This is a genomic window from Reinekea marinisedimentorum, from assembly GCF_004341165.1.
Lineage (GTDB): Bacteria > Pseudomonadota > Gammaproteobacteria > Pseudomonadales > Natronospirillaceae > Reinekea > Reinekea marinisedimentorum.
This window is the reverse complement of the sequence record NZ_SLZR01000005.1, coordinates 136,172-159,032: the sequence shown is the minus strand read 5'-3', so window position 1 is coordinate 159,032 and position 22,861 is coordinate 136,172. Positions and strand designations below refer to the sequence as shown.

Below are 22,861 nucleotides of genomic sequence, written 5' to 3'. Positions count from 1 at the left end.
TTGAATGGATCGAGCAAGCTGGCGCTACACAACAGTTCAAATCGGCTTACTGGCTTTATTGTCAGTAACGGTTTGGCGCGTGGTGTATCTGCAGGTTTTGCAGAAGGACTTTCTGATTTCAGAAGGGACTTCCCGTTGGCAGCGTATAGAGGTGGTGAACGCACCGCGCGGTATGCTGACCGACCGCTATGGCCGGGCGATGGCGGTAAGCACACCGGTCATTTCGCTGTGGGCTGACCCGCGTGAAATTAATAAAGCTGATATTCCGGTGCTGGCAAAAGCCTCTGGCGTCAGTGAAAAAACACTGGCCTACCGAGCTGATCATCACCGTGCCTTTATGTACATCCGTCGCCAGATGAACCCGGAAGAGGCTCAAGTGGTGCTGGATTTAGGCTTGAAGGGCGTATACGGCCAGAAAGAATACAAGCGCTACTATCCTGCCGGTGAAGTGGCTGCGCAGGTGGTTGGTTTTACAGATGTGGATGACCATGGTCAGGAAGGTATTGAGCTGGCGTTTGATGCTCAACTTTCTGCCACCTCCGGCAAGAAGGAGGTCATTCGGGATTTGATGGGTCGCTCCGTTCGCGATGTTGGTGAGCTGACGGCTTCCGAGGCCGGCGATAATCTCAACCTGACCATCGACCTGCGACTGCAGTATCTGGCCTACCGCGAACTGAAATCTGCCATCGCAAAAACCGGAGCTGCCTCCGGTTCTGTCGTTATGATGGACGTAAAAACCGGTGAAGTGCTGGCGCTGGTGAATCAGCCGGGCTACAACCCGAACGACCGCTCCACCATTACCGCAGAAGCCTTGCGTAACCGCGCCGTGACCGATGGTTTTGAGCCGGGCTCGATCATGAAGCCGATCACCATGTCCATCGCGTTGGAACAAGGCCTGGTCACTCCCAACAGTAAAATTAACACCAGCCCGGGTCGCTTGCGTCTGGGTAAATTCTCGATTCGTGATTTTCGGGATTATGGCGAGCTGACGGCGACAGAAGTGATCAAGAAGTCGTCCAACGTCGGCATCGTAAAAATTGCCAAAGATTTGGATCGCGACGTGTTCTGGCAGACGCTCTACAACTATGGCTTGGGTACAACCCCGGGTATTGGTTTTCCGGGCGAGGCTTCCGGTGCATTGCCAAATCCAATGCGCTGGGATGATGTTCGTCAGGGCGCATTAGCCTATGGCTATGGCTTGTCGGTATCGCCCATTTTAATGGCGCAGGCCTATGCTACGTTAGCGAATGGCGGTAAGCGGGTGCACGCCAGGCTAATCCAGAACCTAACCACTGTAGACGATGAATTGCAGGTGGTTTCCGAGCGCACGGCGAACCAGGTTATTGAGATGATGAAGACCGTGGTCGAGCCCGGTGGTACAGCCAGCCGAGCGCATTTGGATTGGTATTCTGTTGCCGGCAAAACAGGCACCAGCCATAAAATTGGTGCGCAGGGCTATGAAGATGCCAAATACACCTCTTCTTTCGTTGGTATAGCGCCGGCGAACAATCCGCAGGTAGTCACCGTGGTGGTGATCAACGAGCCGCCAGAAGATGCCTATTACGGCGGCGAGATACCGGCGTCTATTTTTAATGGTGTGATGACTCAGGCTCTGCCACTCATGAATATTAATCCGGATCAGGCACCGTTGCTCGGGGAGGGTTCTAAATGATCGCCATGATTGACTGGCTGCCATCCTGCCCGGAACTGGCCGGCGTTAAAGCGCTGAATCTGACAACCGACAGCCGTGAGGTTACCCGCGGCTCCATCTTTATTGCGTTGAAGATTGAAAGCTACGCCCGCGATGGTCACGACTTTATTGAATCGGCCATTGAAAACGGCGCCGTGGCAATTTTGTGTGAGCGGCCGGTGAAGGTAGCCAATAACCGCGTGCCGGTTTGTGTGGTGGAAGACCTTAAAGCAAAGCTCGGTACGCTGGCGCATCGTTTTTATGGCTCGCTGACGGAAGAGCTGCGCATGATCGGCATTACCGGTACAAACGGTAAAACCTCTACCTGCCAGTATATCGCTCAGTCATTGGATTTCCTCGGTAAGCGCTGCGGCATTATCGGCACCAATGGTCAGGGGCTTTGGGGGCAGCTGACAGAAACGCTGAATACCACGCCGGATGTGATTCGCCTGCATTCTGAAATTGCCCGGCAGAAACAGCAGGGCGCTGAGTATTGCGCTATGGAAGTTTCATCGCACGGCCTCGATCAGGGGCGTGTTGATGGCATCGCCTTCTCTACCGCAGTGTTTACCAATCTGAGTCGTGATCACCTCGATTACCACAAAACCATGGAAGCCTACGGCAACGCCAAATGGCTGTTGATGCAGTGGCCGGGCCTGAAGAATGCCGTGGTGAACCTCGATGACGCCTGGGTTCAGGATCATATTGGTTCTATTAAAGCGGAAAATATTTTTACCTTCAGCCTGGAACAGGAAGCGGATTTCCAGGTTGTGAAGATGCGCAGCCATCAGGCGGGCATCGATGCCACTGTAAAAACGGCTGAAGGCACCGTTGATCTGAATTTGCGTTTGCTGGGTCGTTTTAACCTGAGTAATGCGCTGGCGGCTTTTGCCGTGCTGATGGCTGAAGGAATACCGCTGAATACCGCGGCAAGAATTATCTCAAATTGCAGCCCGGTAAAGGGACGCATGGAAATGATCCGTCTGCCTTATGGTCCTGCCGTTGTGGTTGACCATGCCCATACCCCGGATGCGTTGGAAAAAGCGCTGCAGGCGTGTCGCGATCATGTCAGTGGTCGCCTGGGTGTGATCTTCGGTTGCGGTGGCGACCGCGATGCTGGCAAACGCCCGGAAATGGCGCGTATTGCTGAACAGCATGCTGATTTTGTGGTGGTCACTGACGACAACCCGCGCACCGAGTCTTCGGCGCAAATCATTGACGATATCTGCAAGGGCTTCGCTCACCCTGAGCGTCACACGGTGATACCGGCGCGGGATGAAGCCATTGCTGCCACTTTGGATAGCGCCAGCTCGGACGATGTGATTCTGATTGCCGGCAAAGGGCATGAAAATTACCAGGAAATTAATGGCGTGAAACACTCGTTTTCTGATCAGGAAACGGTGTACAGCTGGCAGGAGGCACAGGATGTGGACTGAACCAACGCTTATCGAATGGGCAGAAAAGTGTGGCGGCCAGCTGATTGGCTTTGATCACGTTATTGGTGATGTTTCTACCGACAGCCGGACGCTAAAGTCCGGCGATGTTTATCTGGCCATTAAAGGCGGTCTGTTCGATGGTCACAATTACGTCGAGGCAGCCATTAAAGGCGGTGCCTCGGCACTGGTGGTTGAACATGAAATTGAAGGCGTGGAAATTTCTCAGCTGGTCGTTGAAGACAGCCGCAAGGCGCTGGGTTATTTGGCGGCCATCCTGCGTGACCGGTTCGAAGGGCAGGTGGTTGCGCTCACCGGCAGCGCCGGTAAAACCTCAACCCGAGCCATGCTGGAATGCATCTTTAAGCAGCAGCCGGGCCTGTTGGCCACGAAAGGTAATTTCAACAACGACATCGGTGTCCCTAAAACCTGGTTCCGTCTGAGTGACAAACACCAGCGCATACTGCTGGAAATGGGTGCCAGTGCCGGCGGCGAAATTAAATGGCTGGGCGAGTTTTCCCGGCCGCACATCGGCCTGCTGCTGAATGCGGGTCTGGCTCACACTGAGGGTTTTGGTGGTATTGAGGGTGTGCGTACTGCCAAGGGCGAAATTATCGATGCCACGCTTGAACAGGGTGGCGTTGTGCTGAATAAAGATGATCCGGCCTTTGCCAGCTGGCTTAAGCGTGCCGGTACCCGCTCGGTGGTGACGTTTGGTAAACACGGCAATGCTGATGTCTCTTTGCTGTCTTATGAAACCGATGGTTTTGGCAGCAACTTTACGCTGGCTACGCCGGATGGCGATATCTCTATTAGCTGGCCGGTCATTGGTAAGCACATGGCTCTGAATGCCGCAGCCGCTGCGGCGACTGCCTGGCTGGCCGGTGTATCAACGCTCGATATCGCCCAGGGGCTGAGCGAAATGACGCCGGAACCGGGTCGCCTGGAGTCGATTGAATCCAATCATGGCGGGCCGCTGATTCACGATGCCTACAATGCTAATCCGGATTCCTACAAGGCGGCGATTGATGTCTTGGCCGGTATCGGTGGTGACACCCTGTTAATCGCCGGAGACATGGCCGAACTGGGTGAAGAAACGGCCGCACTGCACCGCGAAGTTGGTCTGTATGCACGAGGAAAAATTAAGGCAATCTGGAGTGTTGGTGAACAGTCTGCCCATATTGCTGAAGCATTCGACGGTCACAAATTCGACACCGTCGAGCAGTTGCTGGCCGTGTTGCCAGTGAAATTAGAACCGGAAACTGTTGTGCTGGTGAAAGGCTCCCGTAGTGCCGGAATGGAACGCGTTGTAGAAGCGTTAAGAAGGAACAACTGATGTTTGTTTGGTTAACTCCCTATTTAGTACAGATTGATGCTGGTTTTGGTGTACTGCAGTATCTGACTTTGCGTGCCATCTTTGGTGTGCTGACCGCGCTCGGCGTTTCGCTGCTGCTCGGTCCTAAGTTAATCAGCCTGCTGAAGACATACCAGATCGGCCAGTCGGTTCGTCTGGATGGCCCACAGAGCCACCTCAGTAAATCGGGTACGCCGACCATGGGCGGTGCTCTGATTCTTATCTCTATCATTGTGTCGGCACTGCTCTGGTCGGATCTTTCCAATCTTTATGTCTGGGTCACCATTCTGGTTACCGCAGGCTTTGGCTGCATTGGCTGGGTGGATGATTACCGCAAGGTGGTGCTGAAAAACTCTAAAGGGCTGCCAGCCAAGGCGAAGTACTTCTGGCAGTCGGTTCTTGGCCTTGCCGCGGCAATCACGCTCTATGTCTGCGCCTCAACGCCCAATGAAACCATGTTGTTTGTTCCGTTCTTTAAAGATGTGGCGCTGCCGCTAGGCATCATGTTTATCGCCATGACTTATTTTGTGATTGTGGGTACGTCCAATGCGGTAAACCTAACCGATGGCCTGGATGGTCTGGCCATTCTGCCAACCGTGCTGGTGGGTGGCGCGCTGGGTGTGTTTGCCTACGTTACCGGTAACTCGGTGTATTCCGAATACCTGCAAATTCCTTATGTCGCCGGCACCGGTGAGCTGATTGTTTTCTGTGCGGCACTGGTGGGCGCGGGCCTGGGCTTCTTATGGTTCAACACCTATCCGGCGCAGGTTTTTATGGGCGATGTGGGTTCGCTGGCGCTGGGTGCTGCTCTGGGGGTGATCGCAGTGATCGTCCGTGAAGAGTTGGTGCTGTTTATTATGGGTGGTGTTTTTGTCGCAGAGACAGTTTCAGTCATTCTGCAGGTGGGTTCTTACAAGCTGACCGGCAAGCGCATATTCCGCATGGCGCCACTGCACCATCACTATGAATTGAAAGGCTGGCCGGAGCCGCGGGTGATTGTTCGCTTCTGGATCATCACTGTAATACTGGTACTTATTGGTTTAGCAACGCTGAAGATACGTTAATGAAAAAACTCGACTTAACAAAACATTATCTGGTGGTTGGCCTGGGCGTCACGGGACTTTCCTGTGTGCGTTATCTGGTTGCCCGTGGGTGTGTGGTTTCTGTTATCGACAGTCGAGAAAAGCCGGCCAATATTGAAACGCTTAAGGCTGAATTTCCGAATGTGAAGGTTCACCTGGGTAGCTTCGATGAAACCGTGTTAGCCGGTGCCGATGTGCTGGTGATGAGCCCGGGTGTACCGTTAGCCACACCGGCCATTCGCAAGGCCATTGAAAACGGTGCAGAAGTCAGCAGCGATATTGAGCTGTTCCTTAACGAATTTACCGGCAAGCTGGTTGCGATTACCGGTTCTAATGCCAAATCCACCGTTACCCAATGGCTGGGTGAGACGCTGAAAGCGGGTGGCAATAAAACACTGGTGGCGGGCAACATCGGGCTGCCGGTTTTAACCGCCGTAGATGAGGCGTTTGATGTTGCGGTGCTTGAGCTTTCCAGCTTCCAGCTTGAACTGCTGGCCGAGCTCAATGCCGATGCGGCGGTTATTCTGAATATCAGCGAAGACCATATGGACCGCTACGATTCCCTGGTCAGTTACCGAAACGCTAAGCTGAAAATCTTTAACGGTGCGAAGCATATCGTTGTTAACCGGGATGATCCGCAAACCTACCCGGCTGCAGGTGTCGACGCTGAAATGACCGCGTTTGGCGTGAATGACGCAGCAGCTTCCGGCTATGGCCTGGCGGAGATTGAAGGCCGTCCGTACCTGGTGCGTGGTGATCAGCCGCTGATGGCAGAGGCCGATTTAGCCCTGCCGGGTCGTCACAATACCTCGAATGCGCTGGCGGTTTTTGCTTTGGCGGATGCGCTGGCTAATCCGGTTGCTGCCACCGTGAGTGCACTGAAAGACTTTGCCGGTTTACCTTACCGTTGCCAGCTGGTGGGTGAAAAAGACGGCGTGCGTTTCTTCAACGATTCCAAGGCCACTAATGTCGGCTCAGTGTTGGCGGCGCTGAATGGCCTGGCGGGTACTGGCAAAAAGAACATCATTCTGCTGGCAGGCGGTCAGGGCAAAGGTCAGGATTTCCAGCCATTAAAAGAGATTGTCGACAGCGCCTGTAAGGCTGTGTTCCTGTTTGGTGAAGATAAAGACAAACTGAACCGAGTGTTTCCGGCTGCTGAAGTTAAAAATACCCTGGCAGAATCATTCGCTGCGGCGGTACAGCTGGCGGATGAAGGCGATGCCATTCTGTTCTCGCCTGCCTGTGCCAGCTTTGATCAGTTTGCGAACTATGTTGCCCGCGGTGAAGCCTTCAATGAGTTGGTCGGAGGTGTGCTATGACAACAGCTAAGGCATTGCCGCTAATGACCGATAGGCTCGGCCGTCACTATCAGCCTATTTGGCAACCGGATTTACTGCTGGTCTGCAGCAGTGTTGCCTTGCTGTTGCTTGGCCTGGTGATGATCGCGTCAGCTGGCATTGATGTCAGCGAGCAGCTGTTTGGCGTGCCTTATCACTTTGCTCTGCGCCAGGCGATATACATGCTGCTGGGCTTTGCGGTTGCCTCCTTTATTACCGTTATGCCGGTGGTCTACTGGCAGAAACTCAGTGCACTGCTGCTGGTCGCTGCTTTTGTGTTGCTGGTGCTGGTGTTGATTCCGGGTATTGGCCAGGAGATTAAAGGCTCACGTCGCTGGATCGATTTAGGTCCGTTTGGCTTCCAGCCATCAGAATTCGCCAAGATCGGGATGATCCTGTACGTCAGTGCTTATCTGGTTCGTCGCCGCGATGAGGTGACCAGTACCTGGTCGGGCTTCTTAAAGCCGGTGCTTATTCTGGCCTTCGCCGTTCTGCTGCTGTTGATGGAGCCGGATTTCGGCTCTGTTGTGGTTATTCTCGGCACCATTCTCGGCATGCTGTTCCTGGGCGGGGTGAAGCCCGGTCAGTTTTTCCTGGCGATGGCGGCTGCTCTGGTGGCGGTCGGTGTTATGGCCTTTTCGGAAAAATACCGTGTTCAGCGCCTGCTGGCTTTCCGTGATCCGTGGGCAGATGAAAACGTATACGGCAGTGGCTATCAGTTAACCCAATCACTCATCGCCTTTGGCCGTGGTGAATGGTTCGGGGTTGGCCTGGGCAACTCCATGCAAAAGCTCTTCTACCTGCCGGAAGCTCATAACGATTTTATTGTTGCCATCATTGCCGAAGAGTTAGGCCTTGTTGGAATCTTCATTTTGCTGGCGCTGTACGTTGTGATGATTCATCGCATCTTTAAGGTTGGACGGCTGGCGGAAATGAAAGCCAATCTGTTCGGCGCCTTTGCCTGCTATGGCATCGGTATTCTGTTTTCGGCACAGGCGTTTATCAATGTGGGTGTAAATACCGGATTGTTGCCGACCAAAGGTTTAACACTGCCACTGGTCAGCGCCGGCGGCACCAGTTTGATTGTCAGCATGGGTCTGATAGCGCTGGTCAATCGCATCTACGGTGAAACCCTTCGCATGGAGGGTAAAAAATGACCAAGGTGATGATTATGGCCGGAGGCACCGGCGGGCATATTTTCCCGGCGGCGGCGGTTGCTGAAAAACTGGTTGAAAGCGGCTATCAGGTTCGTTGGCTGGGCTCATTGAATGGTATGGAAGGAAAGCTGGTACCGCAGATGGGTTACGAGTTTTGCGGATTACCAGTCACCGCTTGGCATGGTGGGCGCTTGCGCAAACTGTTGGCACCGATAAACCTGCTGCGTGCATTTCTCGGTTGCTGCGCGATTTTCCTGAAAGAAAAGCCGAGTGCAGTCATTGGCTTTGGCGGTTATGCCTCGGCGCCCGGTGGCGTTGCTGCCTGGGTCATGCGCATCCCTTTGATTCTGCATGAACAGAATGGTGTGCCGGGCTTAACCAATAAAAAGTTGGCGGCAAAGGCTTCAGTGGTATTGCAGGCGTTTCCCAATACCTTTGCGGAGGATTACGAAGTCGTGGGTAATCCGGTACGGGCCAACCTGTGCGAATTTCAAAAGCCGGAACTGCGTGGACTGGCGTCCGGGCGCGCACTGAAGCTTTTGGTGTTGGGCGGCTCTCAGGGCGCTCAGGCAATTAATGAATTAGTGCCGCAGGCGCTGCCACTCTGTAAGGCGGCGGCACCGGTTGAGATCTGGCATCAGGCCGGTAAGGGAAAGGCAGACGAATGCCTGACCGCTTATAAAGACGCGGGTGTTGAAGCAACGGTGGTGGAATTTATTGATGACATGAAGGCCGCCTATGAATGGTGCGACCTGGTCGTTGCCCGCAGCGGTGCAGCGACGGTCTCAGAACTGGCGGCGGTCGGTGCTTATTCCATCCTGCTGCCTTACCCGTGGCATAAGGATCGGCAACAGTTTGATAATGCTGACTGGCTGAAACAGGCCGGCGCAGCAGAATGGTATGAACAAAAAGATTTAACCGCCGAGGCGCTTGCCGGGCGGATTGATTACTGGAATAAAAACCGAAATGAATTGCAGCAGGCTTCAACCCGAAGCTGGCAATTAGGTGTTCGGGATTCGGCAAGAAGAATCCTGAAGGTTGTACAAGAATTTTTACCCGAGGTGGCGGCATGACATACGCGAAAGCAGACTATAAAGACGGTTTCCCGATTCCGGAAATGCGTCGTATTAAGCGCATCCACTTTGTTGGCATTGGCGGCGTGGGTATGTGCGGTATTGCCGAGGTGCTGTTCAATCAGGGCTATTCGGTGAGTGGCTCAGATCTGCGTGAATCGCCGACCACCAAGCGTCTTTCCGGCCTTGGCGTTAAGGTGTTTTATGGTCATCAGCAGAGCAATGTTGAAGGCTCCGATGTTGTGGTTGTTTCAACGGCCGTGAACCCGGAGAACGCAGAAATTAAATGGGCTCTGGATAACCGGGTGCCGGTTGTCCGCCGCGCTGAAATGCTTGCCGAACTGATGCGCTACCGCCATGGCATTGCCATTGCCGGTACGCACGGTAAAACCACAACGACTTCACTGATGGCGTCTGTGATGACCAGCGAAGAATTTGACCCGACCTTTATCATCGGTGGCAAGCTGAACAGCGCTGGCAGTAATGCACGCTTAGGTACCAGCCGCTATCTGGTTGCTGAAGCAGATGAGAGTGACGCCTCCTTCCTGCACCTGCAACCGATGACCGCGATCGTGACCAATATCGATGCCGATCACATGAGCACCTACGGCGGTGATTTTGAAAAGCTGAAGCAAACCTATGTCGATTTTCTGCACAACGTGCCGTTCTACGGCCTGGTCGTTTTGTGTTCCGACGATGAGCATGTTCGCGCCATTATGCCGGATGTGAATCGCCCAACGATCACCTATGGCTTGAATGACGAGGCAGATTTTCGCGCCGTAAATATCGTTAAGGCGGGTCTGAAAACTAAATTTACTGCCAAGCGAAAAGACCATGAAGATTTAGAGATCACCTTAAATATGCCGGGTGAGCACAACGTGTTGAATGCGCTGGCGGTCATAGCGGTAGCTACCGACGAGGGCGTTAAGGATTGCGACATTGTCTCTGGCCTGGCTGAGTTTTCCGGTGTGGGTCGTCGCTTCCAGGTGAATGGAGAATTTCAGACGCCAAAGGGTAACGTCATGCTGGTGGATGATTACGGTCACCACCCAAGAGAGCTGGAAGTTACCTTCGATGCTATCCGTGCCGGTTGGCCGGAAAAAAGGCTGGTTGCCGTTTTTCAGCCGCACCGTTATAGCCGTACACGTGATCTCTACGAAGATTTTGTTGATGTACTTTCGCGTGTCGATGTTCTGCTGCTGCTCGATATTTATTCGGCCGGCGAGGCTCCAATTAACGGTGTGGATGGCCGCAGTTTGTGTCGCAGTATTCGTCAGCGTGGCGCGGTAGATCCAATTTTTATTGAAGACAAAGAAAGAATTTTTACCGTTCTGCCGGATGTCTTAAAAGATGGCGACCTGTTGTTAACGCAGGGGGCCGGTGATGTGGGCAATTTGTCCCTCAAAATTGCTGAGTGCGAACTGGGTTTTAAAGAATTACGGTAAGCAATCAGGAGAAACTAATTGGCAACCAAGAAAGTAAACAGAAAAGCCAAAGCCAGAGGCGCGACTAAGCGCAGAGAGCCTCTGCCCTGGAAGCGTTGGCTGGTACGCAGTGCGAAGGTGGTTTTGCTGGTTGCCGGCATTGTGTTAACCGGTACTGCAGCTGTTTATTTGAATAAGCTGGATTGGCATCCGGCGCCGGTGACAGAGGTCAGGCTGCAACAGGAACTGATCTACCAGAGCGAGAGTCAGTTCAACGAAGTTGCCCAGGTGTTTGTAGGTCACAGTTTAATGTTTGTTGATGTGGCCAAGGTAAAAAGTGAACTGGAAAAGCTGCCATGGGTCTACCGGGTATCCGTTAAAAAGCAATGGCCGGGCGTGTTGGCCGTTGAGGTAGAAGAGCATGAGCCGGTCGCGCTGTGGAATGATAATGAAGTTCTGAACAGCGATGGCGAACCACTGCAGAATCCGTCTTCACAACTCAGGCTTGCCAGCCTGAAGGGACCGGAGAACAGTGCTGGGGTTGTCATGGAGCAGTATCTGCAGTTTGCGCAGGTGTTTGAAAATGCCGGTGCCGGTTTGCAGGAAGTTAAGCTGTTCCCCAGAGGTTCCTGGGAATTGAAATTAGACAACGGCGTTTTGATTTCGCTGGGTGATAGAAACGTTGTTGAACGAAGCCGGAGAGTGGTTCGTGTTTTGAACCTTGAGGCTTACAAAGAAACAGAAATTGAATATATAGATGCTCGTTATTCCAATGGAATTTCTATTAAAACAGCGGGTTGAAATACTTTAGAGGTTAAATATGGCATCACCACACAAAGGACAGTTGTTGGTCGGTTTGGATATCGGCACATCTAAGGTCGTTGCGATCGTCGGAACCGTAACAGCGGAAGGTGGTATAGAAATTATCGGGCTGGGCTCTCACCCTTCGCGCGGGTTGAAAAAGGGTGTGGTGGTCAATATTGAATCCACCATTCAGAGCATCCAGCGCGCTATTGAAGAAGCTGAGCTGATGTCGGGTTGTGACATCCATTCTGTGTATGTCGGTATTGCCGGCAGCCACATCAGCAGCCTGAACAGCAACGGTATTGTTGCAATTAAAGATAAAGAAGTTGTTGATGCGGATCTGGAACGCGTTATTGATGCGGCTAAGGCGGTCGCCATCCCAGCCGACCAGAAAATTCTGCATGTGCTGCCGCAGGAATACATCATTGATAGCCAGGAAGGGATTAAAGAACCTCTGGGGATGTGTGGTGTTCGTCTTGAGGCACGGGTGCACCTGGTAACCGGTGCGCAAAACGCGGTACAGAATATTGATAAGTGTGTACGCCGCTGTGGCCTGGAAGTGGATCAGATTATTTTGGAACAGATCGCTTCGGCTCAGGCGGTTCTGACGGATGATGAAAAAGAGCTGGGCGTTTGTTTAGTCGATATCGGTGGCGGCACGACTGACATCGCCATCTATACCGAAGGTGCAATTCGGCATACGGCGGTGATCCCTATTGCCGGTGATCAGGTGACCAATGACATCGCGATGGCTTTTGCTACCCCAACCCAGCATGCCGAAGATATAAAAATTAAATATGCCTGTGCTTTATCGCAATTGGCGGGTGAACACGAAACCATCAAGGTTCCGAGTGTTGGTGATCGCAGCGCACGTGAGTTAACCCGTCAGGCATTGGCTGAAGTTGTGGAACCTCGATACGAAGAATTGCTGTCGCTGGTAAAGGCAGAACTTCGTCGTTGTGGCTATGAAGATATGATTCCCGCCGGCGTTGTATTAACCGGCGGTACATCAAAAATGGAAGGCGTTGTTGAACTGGCTGAAGAGGTATTTCATGTGCCGGTTCGCTTGGCATCACCGCAAGGGGTGTCCGGCCTTTCAGACGTAGTGAACAATCCCATTCATTCGACAGGTGTTGGGCTACTGCAGTACGGCCTGCGCCAGTTAAAGAGTGGACAAGTAAAAGTTAAATCTGGAAAACCCAGAAAGAAGGCTACCGGTTGGCAGTCTTTCAGGCAGTGGGTTACAGAGAATTTTTAAATTCAGGGTGTGTCGGTCAGGCGGCACTAGAAAAAGTGGAGTAGGAAAATGGCAAATTTTGATTCAGATGTGAAAGGAAGCGATATGTTTACGTTAGTAGACGAGCAACCAAATGCAGTTATTAAAGTTTTTGGATGTGGCGGCGGCGGCGGTAATGCCGTGAAGCATATGTTGGATAGCCGAGTGGAAGGCGTTGAGTTCATCTGCGCCAATACCGATGCTCAGGCTCTGCAAAGCATATCCGCATCGACTGTTCTGCAGTTGGGTAACAGTATTACCCGTGGCCTGGGTGCCGGTGCAAACCCGGATATCGGCCGTCAGTCGGCATTGGAAGACCGCGATCAAATTGCGGAAATCCTGAAAGGTGCAGACATGGTCTTTATTACGGCCGGCATGGGCGGTGGTACCGGAACCGGTGCTGCTCCGGTTGTGGCAGAGATTGCCCGCGAACTGGGTATTCTGACGGTCGCTGTTGTTACCAAGCCGTTCCCGTTTGAGGGTAAGCGCCGAATGAAGATTGCAATGGAAGGTATTGAAGAGCTGCGTCAGCATGTCGACTCCCTTATTACCATTCCAAATGAAAAGTTATTGAGCGTTTTAGGTAAAGGTGTTTCGTTGATTGAGGCCTTTGCTGAAGCCAACGATGTGTTGCTGAACGCAGTTCAGGGTGTTGCCGATCTGATCGTTCGCCCGGGTACGATTAACCTCGACTTTGCCGACGTAAGTACGGTGATGTCTGAAATGGGTATGGCGATGATGGGCAGCGGTCGTGCTTCCGGTGAAAACCGTGCACAACGAGCTGCTGAGATGGCGATTCGCAGCCCATTGCTGGAAGATGTCGACCTGCACGGTGCCCGCGGTATTCTGGTGAACGTCTCTGCCGGCCTCGACCTTGGCCTGGATGAGTTTACCGAGGTGGGTGATACCATCGAAGAGTTTGCCTCAGAAGACGCTACCGTTGTTGTTGGTACGGTGATCGACCCTGAATTGGAAGATGAAATTCGGGTAACTGTTGTCGCAACCGGTATTGGCGAAGCTCAAAAGGCCGCTGCAGCGCCTGCAAAGCCTAAAGTAGCGGTGGATAACACTGTTCGCCAGACCGACTACAAGGCATTGGAGCGCCCTGCTGTAAAACGTGCAGCAGAAGCTGTTGAAAAGAAAGTGCAGACTGAGCCTGAAAAACCGATCAAAACGGCACGGGATCTGGACTATCTGGACATTCCAGCGTTTTTGCGCCGGCAGGCAGATTAATTCAGGATGAGTTGATAACTTTTGTTTAGGCTTACGGTTCTGCTAGAATGCAGAACTTGTCAGTCTAAAAATGCGGTATAAGTCACCGAATGGTTAATCAGAGAACCCTGAAAAATACCATCAAGGCCACGGGTGTCGGTTTGCACTCGGGTAAGAAGGTATATTTAACGTTAAGCCCTGCTCCGGTAGATACTGGGATCGTCTTCGTCCGTACGGACCTCGACGGCTGCCCGGAAGTGAAAGCCCACGCCCTGAACGTGGGCGATACCACCTTGTCTACGAACCTGGTTAACGGTGAGGCAACGGTAGGAACCGTTGAACATTTGTTATCAGCTTGCGCTGGTTTAGGTATCGACAACGCGATTGTCGAATTAAGTGCCCCGGAAGTGCCCATTATGGATGGCAGCTCGGGGCCATTTGTATTTCTGTTGCAATCTGCAGGTATTGTGGATCAACCGAAAGCGAAGAAATTCATTCGAATCATCAAGCCAATCAGTGTTCAGGATGGCGATAAGTACGCCCGTTTTGAGCCCTATGATGGTTATCAGCTTAATTTCACGATCGATTTCGACCACCCGGTCTTTCGTAGCAGAAGTCAGCAAACGGTGTTTGAGTTTTCCACCTCTGCTTATGTGAAAGAAGTTTCCAGAGCGCGTACTTTTGGCTTTATGCGGGATTTCGAATACCTGCGTGCCAACAACCTGGCGTTGGGTGCCAGCGTGAATAACGCGATTGCGGTCGATGACTACAAAGTTTTGAATGAGGATGGCCTGCGTTACGAAGACGAGTTTGTCCGTCATAAGGTGCTCGATGCCGTTGGTGATTTATATCAGCTGGGTTACGCGCTGATTGGTCGCTTCGTTGGTTATAAGTCGGGTCATGGCCTGAATAACATCCTGCTGCGCGAGCTGCTTAATAATCCGGATGCATGGGAATATGCTACCTTTGGTGAAGAGGCGTGCACTGATGCACCGATTTCCTATTCACCGACCTTAGCAGTGAGCTGATACTCCCCATGAATATCATCATCGTCAGTCGTAAACATGGCCGCTCCAGGATGGTATCTTCCTGGGCGCTGATGTTTGCGTTGATGGTGATGGTAACGGTTTCTGTGGCAGTCAGCTGGTTTGTGTTCAGCTCAATTCCGAAAGAAGGTGTGGTTGTCATTGACGGAGCGGTTGCCGAGGAATGGCAACACCGCATTGCAGAGCAATCTTCAGAGCTCGAAAAGACACGTCAGTACACCGAAGAACAGATCAATGCTCTGCGTATTAAGCTTGCTGAGCTTCAGGGCCGGTTGACCCGGTTGGATGCGTTGGGTGAGCGTTTAGTCGATGTTGCCAGCCTTGATCAGGGCGAGTTTGATTTTTCCGCGCCTGTTGCCGTTGGTGGCCCCGAGGGCCAAACCGTCGGCTACGAAGCGCCGGATTTCGTCAGCATCCTTGATGATCTGGCCGTGACGATTGATAACCGTGAGCAGCAATTAAGCGTGCTGAATTCTCTGTTAGGCGATCGTGAAATTCAAAGTGAAACCTTTGTTGCCGGTCGGCCTATATTGCGTGGCTGGATGAGCTCACGTTACGGATACCGAAATGATCCGTTCAGCGGCAATAAGGCGTGGCATGACGGTGTCGACTTTGCCGGTAAAGAGGGGGCCGATATCGTTGCGGTTGCCTCCGGTGTGGTCACCTGGGCCGGTACGCGCTACGGCTATGGTGAACTGGTGGAAATTAGCCACGGAAATGGTTTTGTTACGCGCTATGCGCACTGCAGTGAAATTCTGGTATCGGTCGGTGATGTTGTGAAGAAGTCGGATGTCGTCGCACTGATGGGCAGTACCGGCCGTTCAACCGGGCCGCACGTTCATTTCGAAGTGAAGCTGTATGGCAAGTCAGTTGACCCCAGCAAATACATCAATCGGGTTGCCCGCTTCTGACCTCCTGGCTTGATTTAAGTCATTGATAGTTCAGTCAATTTCTTTCCCTCCCCGGTAAAATCAGAGCTGCGTCTAATTAACGACAATATCAAAGACAAGCCCCCTTGCGATCTGTATAGTTACCCCCATCTTAACTGCCTGATAATTCAATAGAAAAGCCGCTATGTTCACCACAATTGCCCGTAAAGTGATCGGTAGTAAAAACGATCGAGAAATTAAACGTTTAGGAAAAGTCCTGCAGAAGATCAATCAGCTGGAAGAAGGCTACAGTGGTCTTTCAGATGATGACATTAAAGCTAAGACAGCGGAATTCCGTAGTCGTTTTGCCGAAGGTGCGACTCTTGATTCGTTGATTCCCGAAGCTTTTGCACTGGTTCGCGAAGCCAGCAAGCGGGTGATGGGGCTGCGTCACTTCGATGTACAGATGATCGGTGGCATGGTGTTGCATCAGGGCAAGGTTTCAGAAATGAAAACCGGTGAAGGTAAAACGTTGGTTGCTACCCTTGCTGCCTACCTGAATGCCATCTCCGGTAAGGGCGTTCACGTGATTACCGTGAACGACTATCTGGCCCGCCGGGACTCCTCCTGGATGGAGCCGCTTTACAATGCCCTTGGCCTGTCGGTTGGTGTGGTTGTAAACCAGCAGGACCCTGCAGAGAAAAAGGCTGCTTATCAGGCAGACATTACCTACGGAACGAACAACGAATTCGGCTTTGATTACCTGCGTGACAACATGGCCTTCCGCATGGAAGATAAATTCCAGCGTGGCCATAACTTTGCGATTGTCGATGAGGTTGACTCTATTCTGATCGATGAGGCACGTACACCGCTGATTATTTCCGGTGCTGCCGAAGACTCCAGCGCCCGTTACATCGAAGTCAACAAACTGATTCCTAAATTAACGCGTGGTTATGCGGCCAATGAAGGTGAAGAAGCCAAGCCGGGTGACTTTACCATTGATGAAAAGCAGCGCAGTGTTGAGCTAACCGAAGAAGGCCATGAACGGGTAGAAAACCTGCTTCAGGAAGCTGGCTTATTGAAAGAAGGTGAAAGCCTGTATGCGCCGGCTAACCTGATACTTTTCCATCATGTTATGGCGGGTATTCGCGCCCATCATATCTTCCAGAAGAATGTCGATTATATCGTTCAGAACAATCAGGTCGTGATTGTTGATGAGCATACAGGCCGAACGATGCCGGGTCGTCGCTGGAGTGACGGTTTGCATCAGGCTGTTGAAGCGAAAGAAAACCTGGAAGTGCAGAAAGAAAACCAGACGTTGGCATCGACTACCTTCCAGAACTATTTCCGACTGTACGATAAGTTATCGGGTATGACCGGTACGGCAGATACAGAAGCCTTCGAATTAAATGAAATTTATGGCCTCGATGTAGTCGTTATTCCAACCAACAAAGCCGTTGCCCGTATAGACGAGAACGACCTGGTTTATCTGAATGAAGCAGACAAATATTCTGCTGTTATTAAAGAAATCCAGAACGTTGTAGAGCAGAAGCGACCTGTTCTGGTTGGTACGGCCTCGGTTGAAGCGTCGGAGCGTATCTCCAAAGCACTCGATGCTGCCAAAATTAAGCATAATGTTTTAAACGCCAAGCAGCACGCCAGTGAAGCGCAAATTATCGCTCAGGCTGGCTTGCCGGGCTCGGTGACCATTGCCACCAACATGGCAGGCCGTGGTACCGATATCGTATTGGGTGGTAATCTGGATGCAGAAATTGCAGAGCTGGATAAGCCGACAGAAGCCGAAATAGAGGCCGTTAAAGCAACCTGGGCTGCGCGTCAGCAGGCTGTGAAGGATGCCGGTGGCCTGCATATTATCGGTACTGAGCGTCATGAATCCCGCCGTATCGACAATCAGCTTCGTGGCCGTGCCGGTCGTCAGGGTGACCCGGGTTCTTCGCGTTTCTTCCTGTCTCTGGACGATAACCTTATGCGCATCTTTATGCCGCCAAGCATGAAGAATATGTTCAGCAAGCTGGGTATGGACGAAGGCGAGCCCATTGAAGCGAAAATGGTTTCAAATGCCATTGAAAAAGCTCAGCGAAAGGTTGAAAACCGCAACTTTGATATTCGTAAGCAATTGCTGGAATACGATGACGTCGCGAATGATCAGCGTACGGTCATCTATAATCAGCGTGATGAGCTGATGGTTGCCGAAGACATTAAAGACATTATTGAGAAGATTCGCGCAGACGTGATCTCTCAGCTCTGCCGCGATTTTATTCCTGCGCAAAGCCTGCCAGAACAATGGGATGTTGAAGGTCTGGAAAAAGAGCTTGAGCGTGAGTTTAATCTCAAGCTGGGTATTCAGGGTTGGATTGATGCTGATGACCACCTGACGGATGAAGGCATTCTGGAACGCATCATTCAGGAAATGGCCGCCAGTTACGAGCAGAAAGAGCAGATTGTCGGTTCTGTTTCATTCAGACAGTTTGAAAAACAAGTTATGTTGCAGGTGTTAGACCAGCTCTGGAAAGAGCACCTGTACAACATGGACCACCTGCGTCAGGGCATTCACCTGCGTGGCTACGCCCAGAAAAACCCAAAACAGGAATACAAGCGGGAATCTTTTGAGCTGTTCCAGAATATGCTTGCTGAAGTGAAGTTCCAGACTGTTAAGTACCTGGCTATGGTTCAGGTGCGTTCACAGGAAGAAGCTGAAGAGGAAGCTCGCCGCCGTCAGGAGTTGGCGAAGGCGAAAATGCAGTACGAACACGCGAAAGCCTCAGCCTTGCAGCAGGAAGAGCAGGAGTCTGCCCCTGAAGGTGATGAGGCACAAAAGCAGGCACCGGTACGCACCAGCCAGAAGGTTGGCCGTAACGAGCCTTGCCCGTGTGGTTCAGGTAAGAAATACAAGCAGTGTTGCGGTAAGTTAAGCTAAGCGGAGGCGTTATGGCTGTTGGAGCAGGAATTACGGAACCTTTGTTGCCTGTTAGTGGCATTTCTTTGGGTGTTACCTGTGCGGGAATCAAAAAGGTTGGCCGGCGGGATTTGACCGTTATCGAGCTGACTCCCGGCTCAACTGTTGGTGCCGTGTTTACTAAAAATGCCTTCTGTGCAGCACCAGTCACTGTCTGTAAGCAGCACCTGGCGGAAACCAACGATATCCGCTTGCTGGTTATTAATACCGGCAATGCTAATGCCGGAACCGGTAAGCAAGGGCTGGAGGATGCAATGGAAACCTGCACCCGTCTGGCTGCGAAGCGCTCAGTAGACGTTAATCAGGTTCTGCCGTTTTCCACCGGTGTTATTGGTGAATACCTGCCGATGACGGCGATCTCAAACGGTTTGCCAAACGCTCTTGAGGCGTTGGCGGTTGATAACTGGATGGATGCTGCGCAGGGTATTATGACCACCGATACCCGCCCTAAGGGCGCGACCCGGCAGTTTGAGTTTGAAGGTGAAACCATTACCGTTACCGGCATCTCTAAAGGCTCTGGCATGATTCGCCCGAATATGGCGACCATGCTGGCGTTTGTAGCCACCGATGCCAAAGTGCCTGCAGGGCTGCTGCAAAAGATCACTACCGAGGCGACTGAGTCGTCTTTTAACCGCATTACCGTGGACAGCGATACCTCCACAAACGATGCCTGTGTTTTGATGGCAACCGGTCAGTCAAACGCGTCTGCGGTAGTCGATGAAGCAGATCCGCTGTATCAACAGCTGCTCTCCACAGTGAAGGATGTCATGCTTTCTCTGGCGCACCAGATTATCCGGGATGGTGAAGGGGCCAATAAGTTTATTGAGGTGAAGGTTGAGGGCGCTGTTGATCGTGCTGAAGCCTTAAAGGTTGCCTATTCCGTAGCCGATAGCCCATTGTTTAAAACGGCGATGTCAGCTTCAGACGCTAACTGGGGCCGAATTTTAATGGCCGTTGGTAAGAGCGGTGTTGAAAATCTGGATGTTGATCAGATAGATGTATATCTGGGTGATGTACAGATTGTTGATGAAGGTCAGCGTGCACCCGGCTATACCGAAGAGCAGGGTACGAAGGCCGTTTCCGGTGAGGAAATTAATGTTCGTATCTGCCTGGCCCGCGGTGAAGTGACCGAGTCGGTTTGGACTTCGGATCTTTCTTATGAGTACGTAAGGATTAACGCCGAATACCGCTCCTGATCGGCTGAATATGGATGCTCACTGCTTACTTGAGCAGTGAGTCCTTAATAATTTGCTCTAATTCTTCTGACAGCATCTCTTCCTTAGCGCTTTTACCTTCTATTTTGTGGCTTTCTGAAGCCCAGTCGCCTAAATCGATCAGCTGGCAGCGTTTGCTGCAAAAAGGTCGGTATGGGTTATCTTTTGAATATTCAATTTCTTTCTGGCAGGTAGGGCAATTAACTTTTGTCATGGTTGATGGCTTTTTGCTTCCGTTAGCAGCTTTAAATGGGCTTCATTCACTTGGTGAGCAAGGGTAGCTACATCTGCAGAATTATCCAGAACTATATCGGCAAGTTTGAGTTTTTCAGCTCGGGGCATTTGGCTACTGATAATGGCCTGCACGGCTTGTTCGCTGGTATTGTCGCGCTGGCTGGCTCTGCTCAGCTGAAGCTCAACGGGAATATCCACCAGAATGGTTTGCTCGCACAGGTCATGCAGGCGGTTCTCAAACAATAGAGGGGCTTCCAGAATGCTGTAAAGCGATTTAGCCGTATTGAGTTGCTGCAGAATTTCTTTGTGGATTAAAGGGTGTAGCAGCGTTTCCAGCCAGTTCTTTTGCTCGGGATCGTTAAAAATGATTTCCCGCAATAAAGGGCGGTTGAGCTCACCGTTCGCAAGAATATCAACACCGAAGTGCTTTGCAATGGCTTCTAAAGCGGGTTTGCCCGGCGCAACAACTTCGCGGGCAACAACATCAGCATCGACAACATCGATGCCTTTGGTTTTGAACAGGCGTGATGCGGTCGACTTGCCAGACCCGATGCCACCGGTCAGGCCAACGATCACACCATGGATCCTAAATACCAGTTCATAATGGCATCACCCCAGAAGATGTAGACCAGTGCAGCGCCGCACAGATAGGGGCCGAACGGGATGGGCAACTGTCTGTCGCGCCCGCGGATGACGATCATTAAAATACCAACAACGGCACCCACCAGAGAAGACAGCAGAATAATCATCGGCAGTGCAAGCCAGCCAAACCAGGCACCAAAGGCTGCGAAAAGCTTGAAATCACCAAAGCCCATGCCTTCCTTACCAGTCAGTAGCTTAAACAGCCAATAGATGCTCCACAGGCTCAGGTAGCCGGCAACTGCGCCAATTACCGCACTATTAATGGCAGTGAAGGTGCCATTCAGGTTGAGCAGCAGGCCGAGCCACAGCAGCGGCAAGGTGATGCTGTCTGGCAGCAGTTGAGTGTCAAAATCAATAAAAGTCAGAGCGACCAGGCACCAGCAGAAAAAGACCAGTGCGAATGATTCCGTACCAAAGCCATACTGAAATGCGATAAAGGCCGAAAGCAGCGCTGTAATAAACTCAATTGCTGGGTAGCGGGCAGAGATAGGGTTCTTGCACTGTGAGCATTTTGCCCTCAGTGCCAACCAGCTGATCACGGGGATGTTCTCCCAGGCGCGAATTTTGTGGCCGCACTTCGGGCAGGTTGAATCCGGCTTGATCAGGTTGAATGCTGGTTCTTTTTCCAGCCGGGCCAGCTCTTTTTCGTCTTCCTGGAATTCGGCGATTTCACATTGCCAGGCGTTCTTCATCATCACTGGTAAGCGGTATATAACCACGTTCAGGAAGCTGCCGACTAAGAGGCTTAAAACAAAAACGGTCGCTGTGTAGGCGACCGTGTTTTCAGAAAGTAGTTCGATCATTAAACAACATTACCCATCTGGAAGATTGGAAGATACATGGAGATAACTAAACCGCCCACGACTATGCCGAGAATTGCCATGATGAGGGGTTCCATCATGGAGGTTAAACCCTCAACCTGAGCATCGACTTCTTCTTCGTAGATGACTGCAGCCTTACCTAGCATTTCATCCAGTGAACCGGATTGTTCACCAATAGAAACCATCTGTATTAGCATGGCAGGGAATACATCGGTAGATTTCATTGAACCAGCCAGTTCTGAACCGCCCTCAACATCGTTGCGTACCGTCATAATGGCGTTTTGATAGATGATATTGCCAGAAGCTCCGGCGGCTGATTCTAGTGCCTGCACCAAGGGAACGCCTGCCGCAAAAGTTGTAGAAAGAGTGCGTGCGTACCGTGCCATTGCAGATTGATACAGGATAGGCCCGAAAATCGGTAGTTTAACGGTAAGGCGCTGAATGGCATGGCGGAAAGGTTTTGACCTTTGATAGGCTTGTTGAAAGCCAATGCCTACGGCAAGCAAAACAAAGCCCCAAAGAACGCCGCGCTCTTGCAATGCCGATGACATGTTCATAACAACTTGGGTGGGCAGCGGTAAATCTGCCCCAAAACTCTCAAACATTGCGGCAAAGGTGGGAACCACCTTTACCAGCAGAATAACGGTAACGATAGCAGCAACAGAAAGTACCGTGATTGGGTACTTCATGGCGCTCTTTACCTTTCTCTTGACGGCTTCTGATTTTTCTTTATAGATTGCCACCCTATCTAGCATGGTTTCCAGTGCACCGGCTTGTTCACCGGATTCGATTAGAGAGCAGTACAGTTCATCAAAGTATTTAGGGTGTTCTCGCAAAGCTCCACCAAAAGTGCCGCCGTTGGCCACATTGTTTTTCATGGCTGTAACGAGTTCGGCCATTTTTTTGTTTTCGAGACTCTCAGAAACGATCTCGAAAGCACGCATTAATGGCACGCCTGCTTTCATCATGGTGGCCATTTGGCGAGTAAACACTGATATATCGTCTGACTTTACCTTTCCACCGCCGCCAAACAGTGTTATTTCGGCTCTTTTCTTTTGTAATTTCTTAACTTTAATTAGACCCTGTTTTCTGAGTTCTGCTTTTGCCCAGGATGCATTAAGGCCAGAGATTTCTCCTTTACGGGGTTTGCCGTTTCTGTCTAAACCCTCATAAACAAAGACGGAGAGCTTTGCGCTGTTGGCTGCCATTTACATCA

At 51.6% G+C, this 22,861-nt stretch carries 19 protein-coding genes; 15 read left to right on the top strand and 4 right to left on the bottom strand.

What is annotated here, in order from left to right; genetic code table 11:
• Positions 1–4 precede the first annotated feature (4 nt).
• The 15 genes from BCF53_RS07900 to argJ all read left to right on the top strand — a co-directional run bounded on the left by BCF53_RS07900 (position 5) and on the right by argJ (position 19,930).
• Positions 5–1,672 (top strand): peptidoglycan D,D-transpeptidase FtsI family protein, encoded by a 1,668-nt coding sequence (locus tag BCF53_RS07900; RefSeq protein WP_132701170.1) that lies wholly within the window; start codon positions 5–7, stop codon positions 1,670–1,672.
• Positions 1,669–3,126, top strand: coding sequence for a UDP-N-acetylmuramoyl-L-alanyl-D-glutamate--2,6-diaminopimelate ligase (locus BCF53_RS07895; RefSeq protein ID WP_207902673.1), 1,458 nt, complete (start codon positions 1,669–1,671; stop codon positions 3,124–3,126). The genes BCF53_RS07900 and BCF53_RS07895 overlap by 4 nt, the downstream gene beginning before the upstream one ends.
• A complete protein-coding gene (locus BCF53_RS07890; RefSeq protein WP_132701168.1) occupies positions 3,116–4,459 on the top strand; it encodes a UDP-N-acetylmuramoyl-tripeptide--D-alanyl-D-alanine ligase in 1,344 nt (447 codons plus the stop codon). The genes BCF53_RS07895 and BCF53_RS07890 overlap by 11 nt, the downstream gene beginning before the upstream one ends.
• A complete protein-coding gene (gene mraY, locus BCF53_RS07885; protein WP_132701167.1) occupies positions 4,459–5,541 on the top strand; it encodes a phospho-N-acetylmuramoyl-pentapeptide-transferase in 1,083 nt (360 codons plus the stop codon). Before BCF53_RS07890 ends, mraY begins: the two co-directional genes overlap by 1 nt.
• Positions 5,541–6,878 carry a UDP-N-acetylmuramoyl-L-alanine--D-glutamate ligase gene (gene murD, locus BCF53_RS07880; RefSeq protein WP_132701165.1) on the top strand — a complete coding sequence of 446 codons (1,338 nt, stop codon included), beginning with the start codon at positions 5,541–5,543 and terminating at the stop codon, positions 6,876–6,878. The genes mraY and murD overlap by 1 nt, the downstream gene beginning before the upstream one ends.
• Positions 6,875–8,053 (top strand): putative lipid II flippase FtsW, encoded by a 1,179-nt coding sequence (gene ftsW / locus BCF53_RS07875; RefSeq protein WP_132701163.1) that lies wholly within the window; start codon positions 6,875–6,877, stop codon positions 8,051–8,053. The genes murD and ftsW overlap by 4 nt, the downstream gene beginning before the upstream one ends.
• Positions 8,050–9,126, top strand: coding sequence for an undecaprenyldiphospho-muramoylpentapeptide beta-N-acetylglucosaminyltransferase (murG, locus tag BCF53_RS07870; RefSeq protein WP_132701161.1), 1,077 nt, complete (start codon positions 8,050–8,052; stop codon positions 9,124–9,126). Before ftsW ends, murG begins: the two co-directional genes overlap by 4 nt.
• Complete coding sequence (murC, locus tag BCF53_RS07865; protein ID WP_132701159.1) at positions 9,123–10,571, top strand: UDP-N-acetylmuramate--L-alanine ligase; 1,449 nt, start codon at positions 9,123–9,125, stop codon at positions 10,569–10,571. The genes murG and murC overlap by 4 nt, the downstream gene beginning before the upstream one ends.
• A gap of 18 nt (positions 10,572–10,589) precedes the next feature.
• Positions 10,590–11,351: a cell division protein FtsQ/DivIB gene (locus BCF53_RS07860; RefSeq protein WP_132701157.1), complete on the top strand. Its 762-nt coding sequence runs from the start codon at positions 10,590–10,592 to the stop codon at positions 11,349–11,351.
• A gap of 19 nt (positions 11,352–11,370) precedes the next feature.
• Positions 11,371–12,612 (top strand): cell division protein FtsA, encoded by a 1,242-nt coding sequence (gene ftsA / locus BCF53_RS07855; RefSeq protein WP_132701156.1) that lies wholly within the window; start codon positions 11,371–11,373, stop codon positions 12,610–12,612.
• A gap of 84 nt (positions 12,613–12,696) precedes the next feature.
• A complete protein-coding gene (gene ftsZ / locus BCF53_RS07850) occupies positions 12,697–13,863 on the top strand; it encodes a cell division protein FtsZ (protein ID WP_132701154.1) in 1,167 nt (388 codons plus the stop codon).
• An 89-nt stretch (positions 13,864–13,952) separates the two neighbouring features.
• The gene (gene lpxC / locus BCF53_RS07845; RefSeq protein ID WP_132701152.1) at positions 13,953–14,870 is read left to right on the top strand and encodes a UDP-3-O-acyl-N-acetylglucosamine deacetylase; all 918 of its coding nucleotides are present in this window, start codon (positions 13,953–13,955) and stop codon (positions 14,868–14,870) included.
• Positions 14,871–14,878: 8 nt separating this feature from the next.
• Positions 14,879–15,799, top strand: a complete 921-nt coding sequence (locus BCF53_RS07840; protein ID WP_132701151.1) for a M23 family metallopeptidase — start codon at positions 14,879–14,881, stop codon at positions 15,797–15,799.
• A 163-nt stretch (positions 15,800–15,962) separates the two neighbouring features.
• Entirely contained in the window at positions 15,963–18,695 is a 2,733-nt protein-coding gene (gene secA, locus BCF53_RS07835) for a preprotein translocase subunit SecA (protein WP_132701149.1), read from the top strand.
• Positions 18,696–18,706: 11 nt separating this feature from the next.
• Entirely contained in the window at positions 18,707–19,930 is a 1,224-nt protein-coding gene (argJ, locus tag BCF53_RS07830) for a bifunctional glutamate N-acetyltransferase/amino-acid acetyltransferase ArgJ (protein ID WP_132701147.1), read from the top strand.
• Positions 19,931–19,955: 25 nt separating this feature from the next.
• Here the strand turns inward: argJ and yacG are convergent, their stop codons facing one another.
• From yacG to BCF53_RS07810, 4 genes are read right to left on the bottom strand one after another with little or no spacing between them, the layout of a single operon-like run.
• Positions 19,956–20,162: a DNA gyrase inhibitor YacG gene (yacG, locus tag BCF53_RS07825; RefSeq protein ID WP_132701145.1), complete on the bottom strand. Its 207-nt coding sequence runs from the start codon at positions 20,160–20,162 to the stop codon at positions 19,956–19,958.
• The gene (gene coaE, locus BCF53_RS07820; RefSeq protein ID WP_132701144.1) at positions 20,159–20,758 is read right to left on the bottom strand and encodes a dephospho-CoA kinase; all 600 of its coding nucleotides are present in this window, start codon (positions 20,756–20,758) and stop codon (positions 20,159–20,161) included. The genes yacG and coaE overlap by 4 nt, the downstream gene beginning before the upstream one ends.
• Positions 20,755–21,627 (bottom strand): prepilin peptidase, encoded by an 873-nt coding sequence (locus BCF53_RS07815; RefSeq protein ID WP_132701142.1) that lies wholly within the window; start codon positions 21,625–21,627, stop codon positions 20,755–20,757. The genes coaE and BCF53_RS07815 overlap by 4 nt, the downstream gene beginning before the upstream one ends.
• Positions 21,627–22,853, bottom strand: a complete 1,227-nt coding sequence (locus tag BCF53_RS07810; protein WP_132701140.1) for a type II secretion system F family protein — start codon at positions 22,851–22,853, stop codon at positions 21,627–21,629. Before BCF53_RS07810 ends, BCF53_RS07815 begins: the two co-directional genes overlap by 1 nt.
• Between the last annotated feature and the right edge of the window lie 8 nt (positions 22,854–22,861).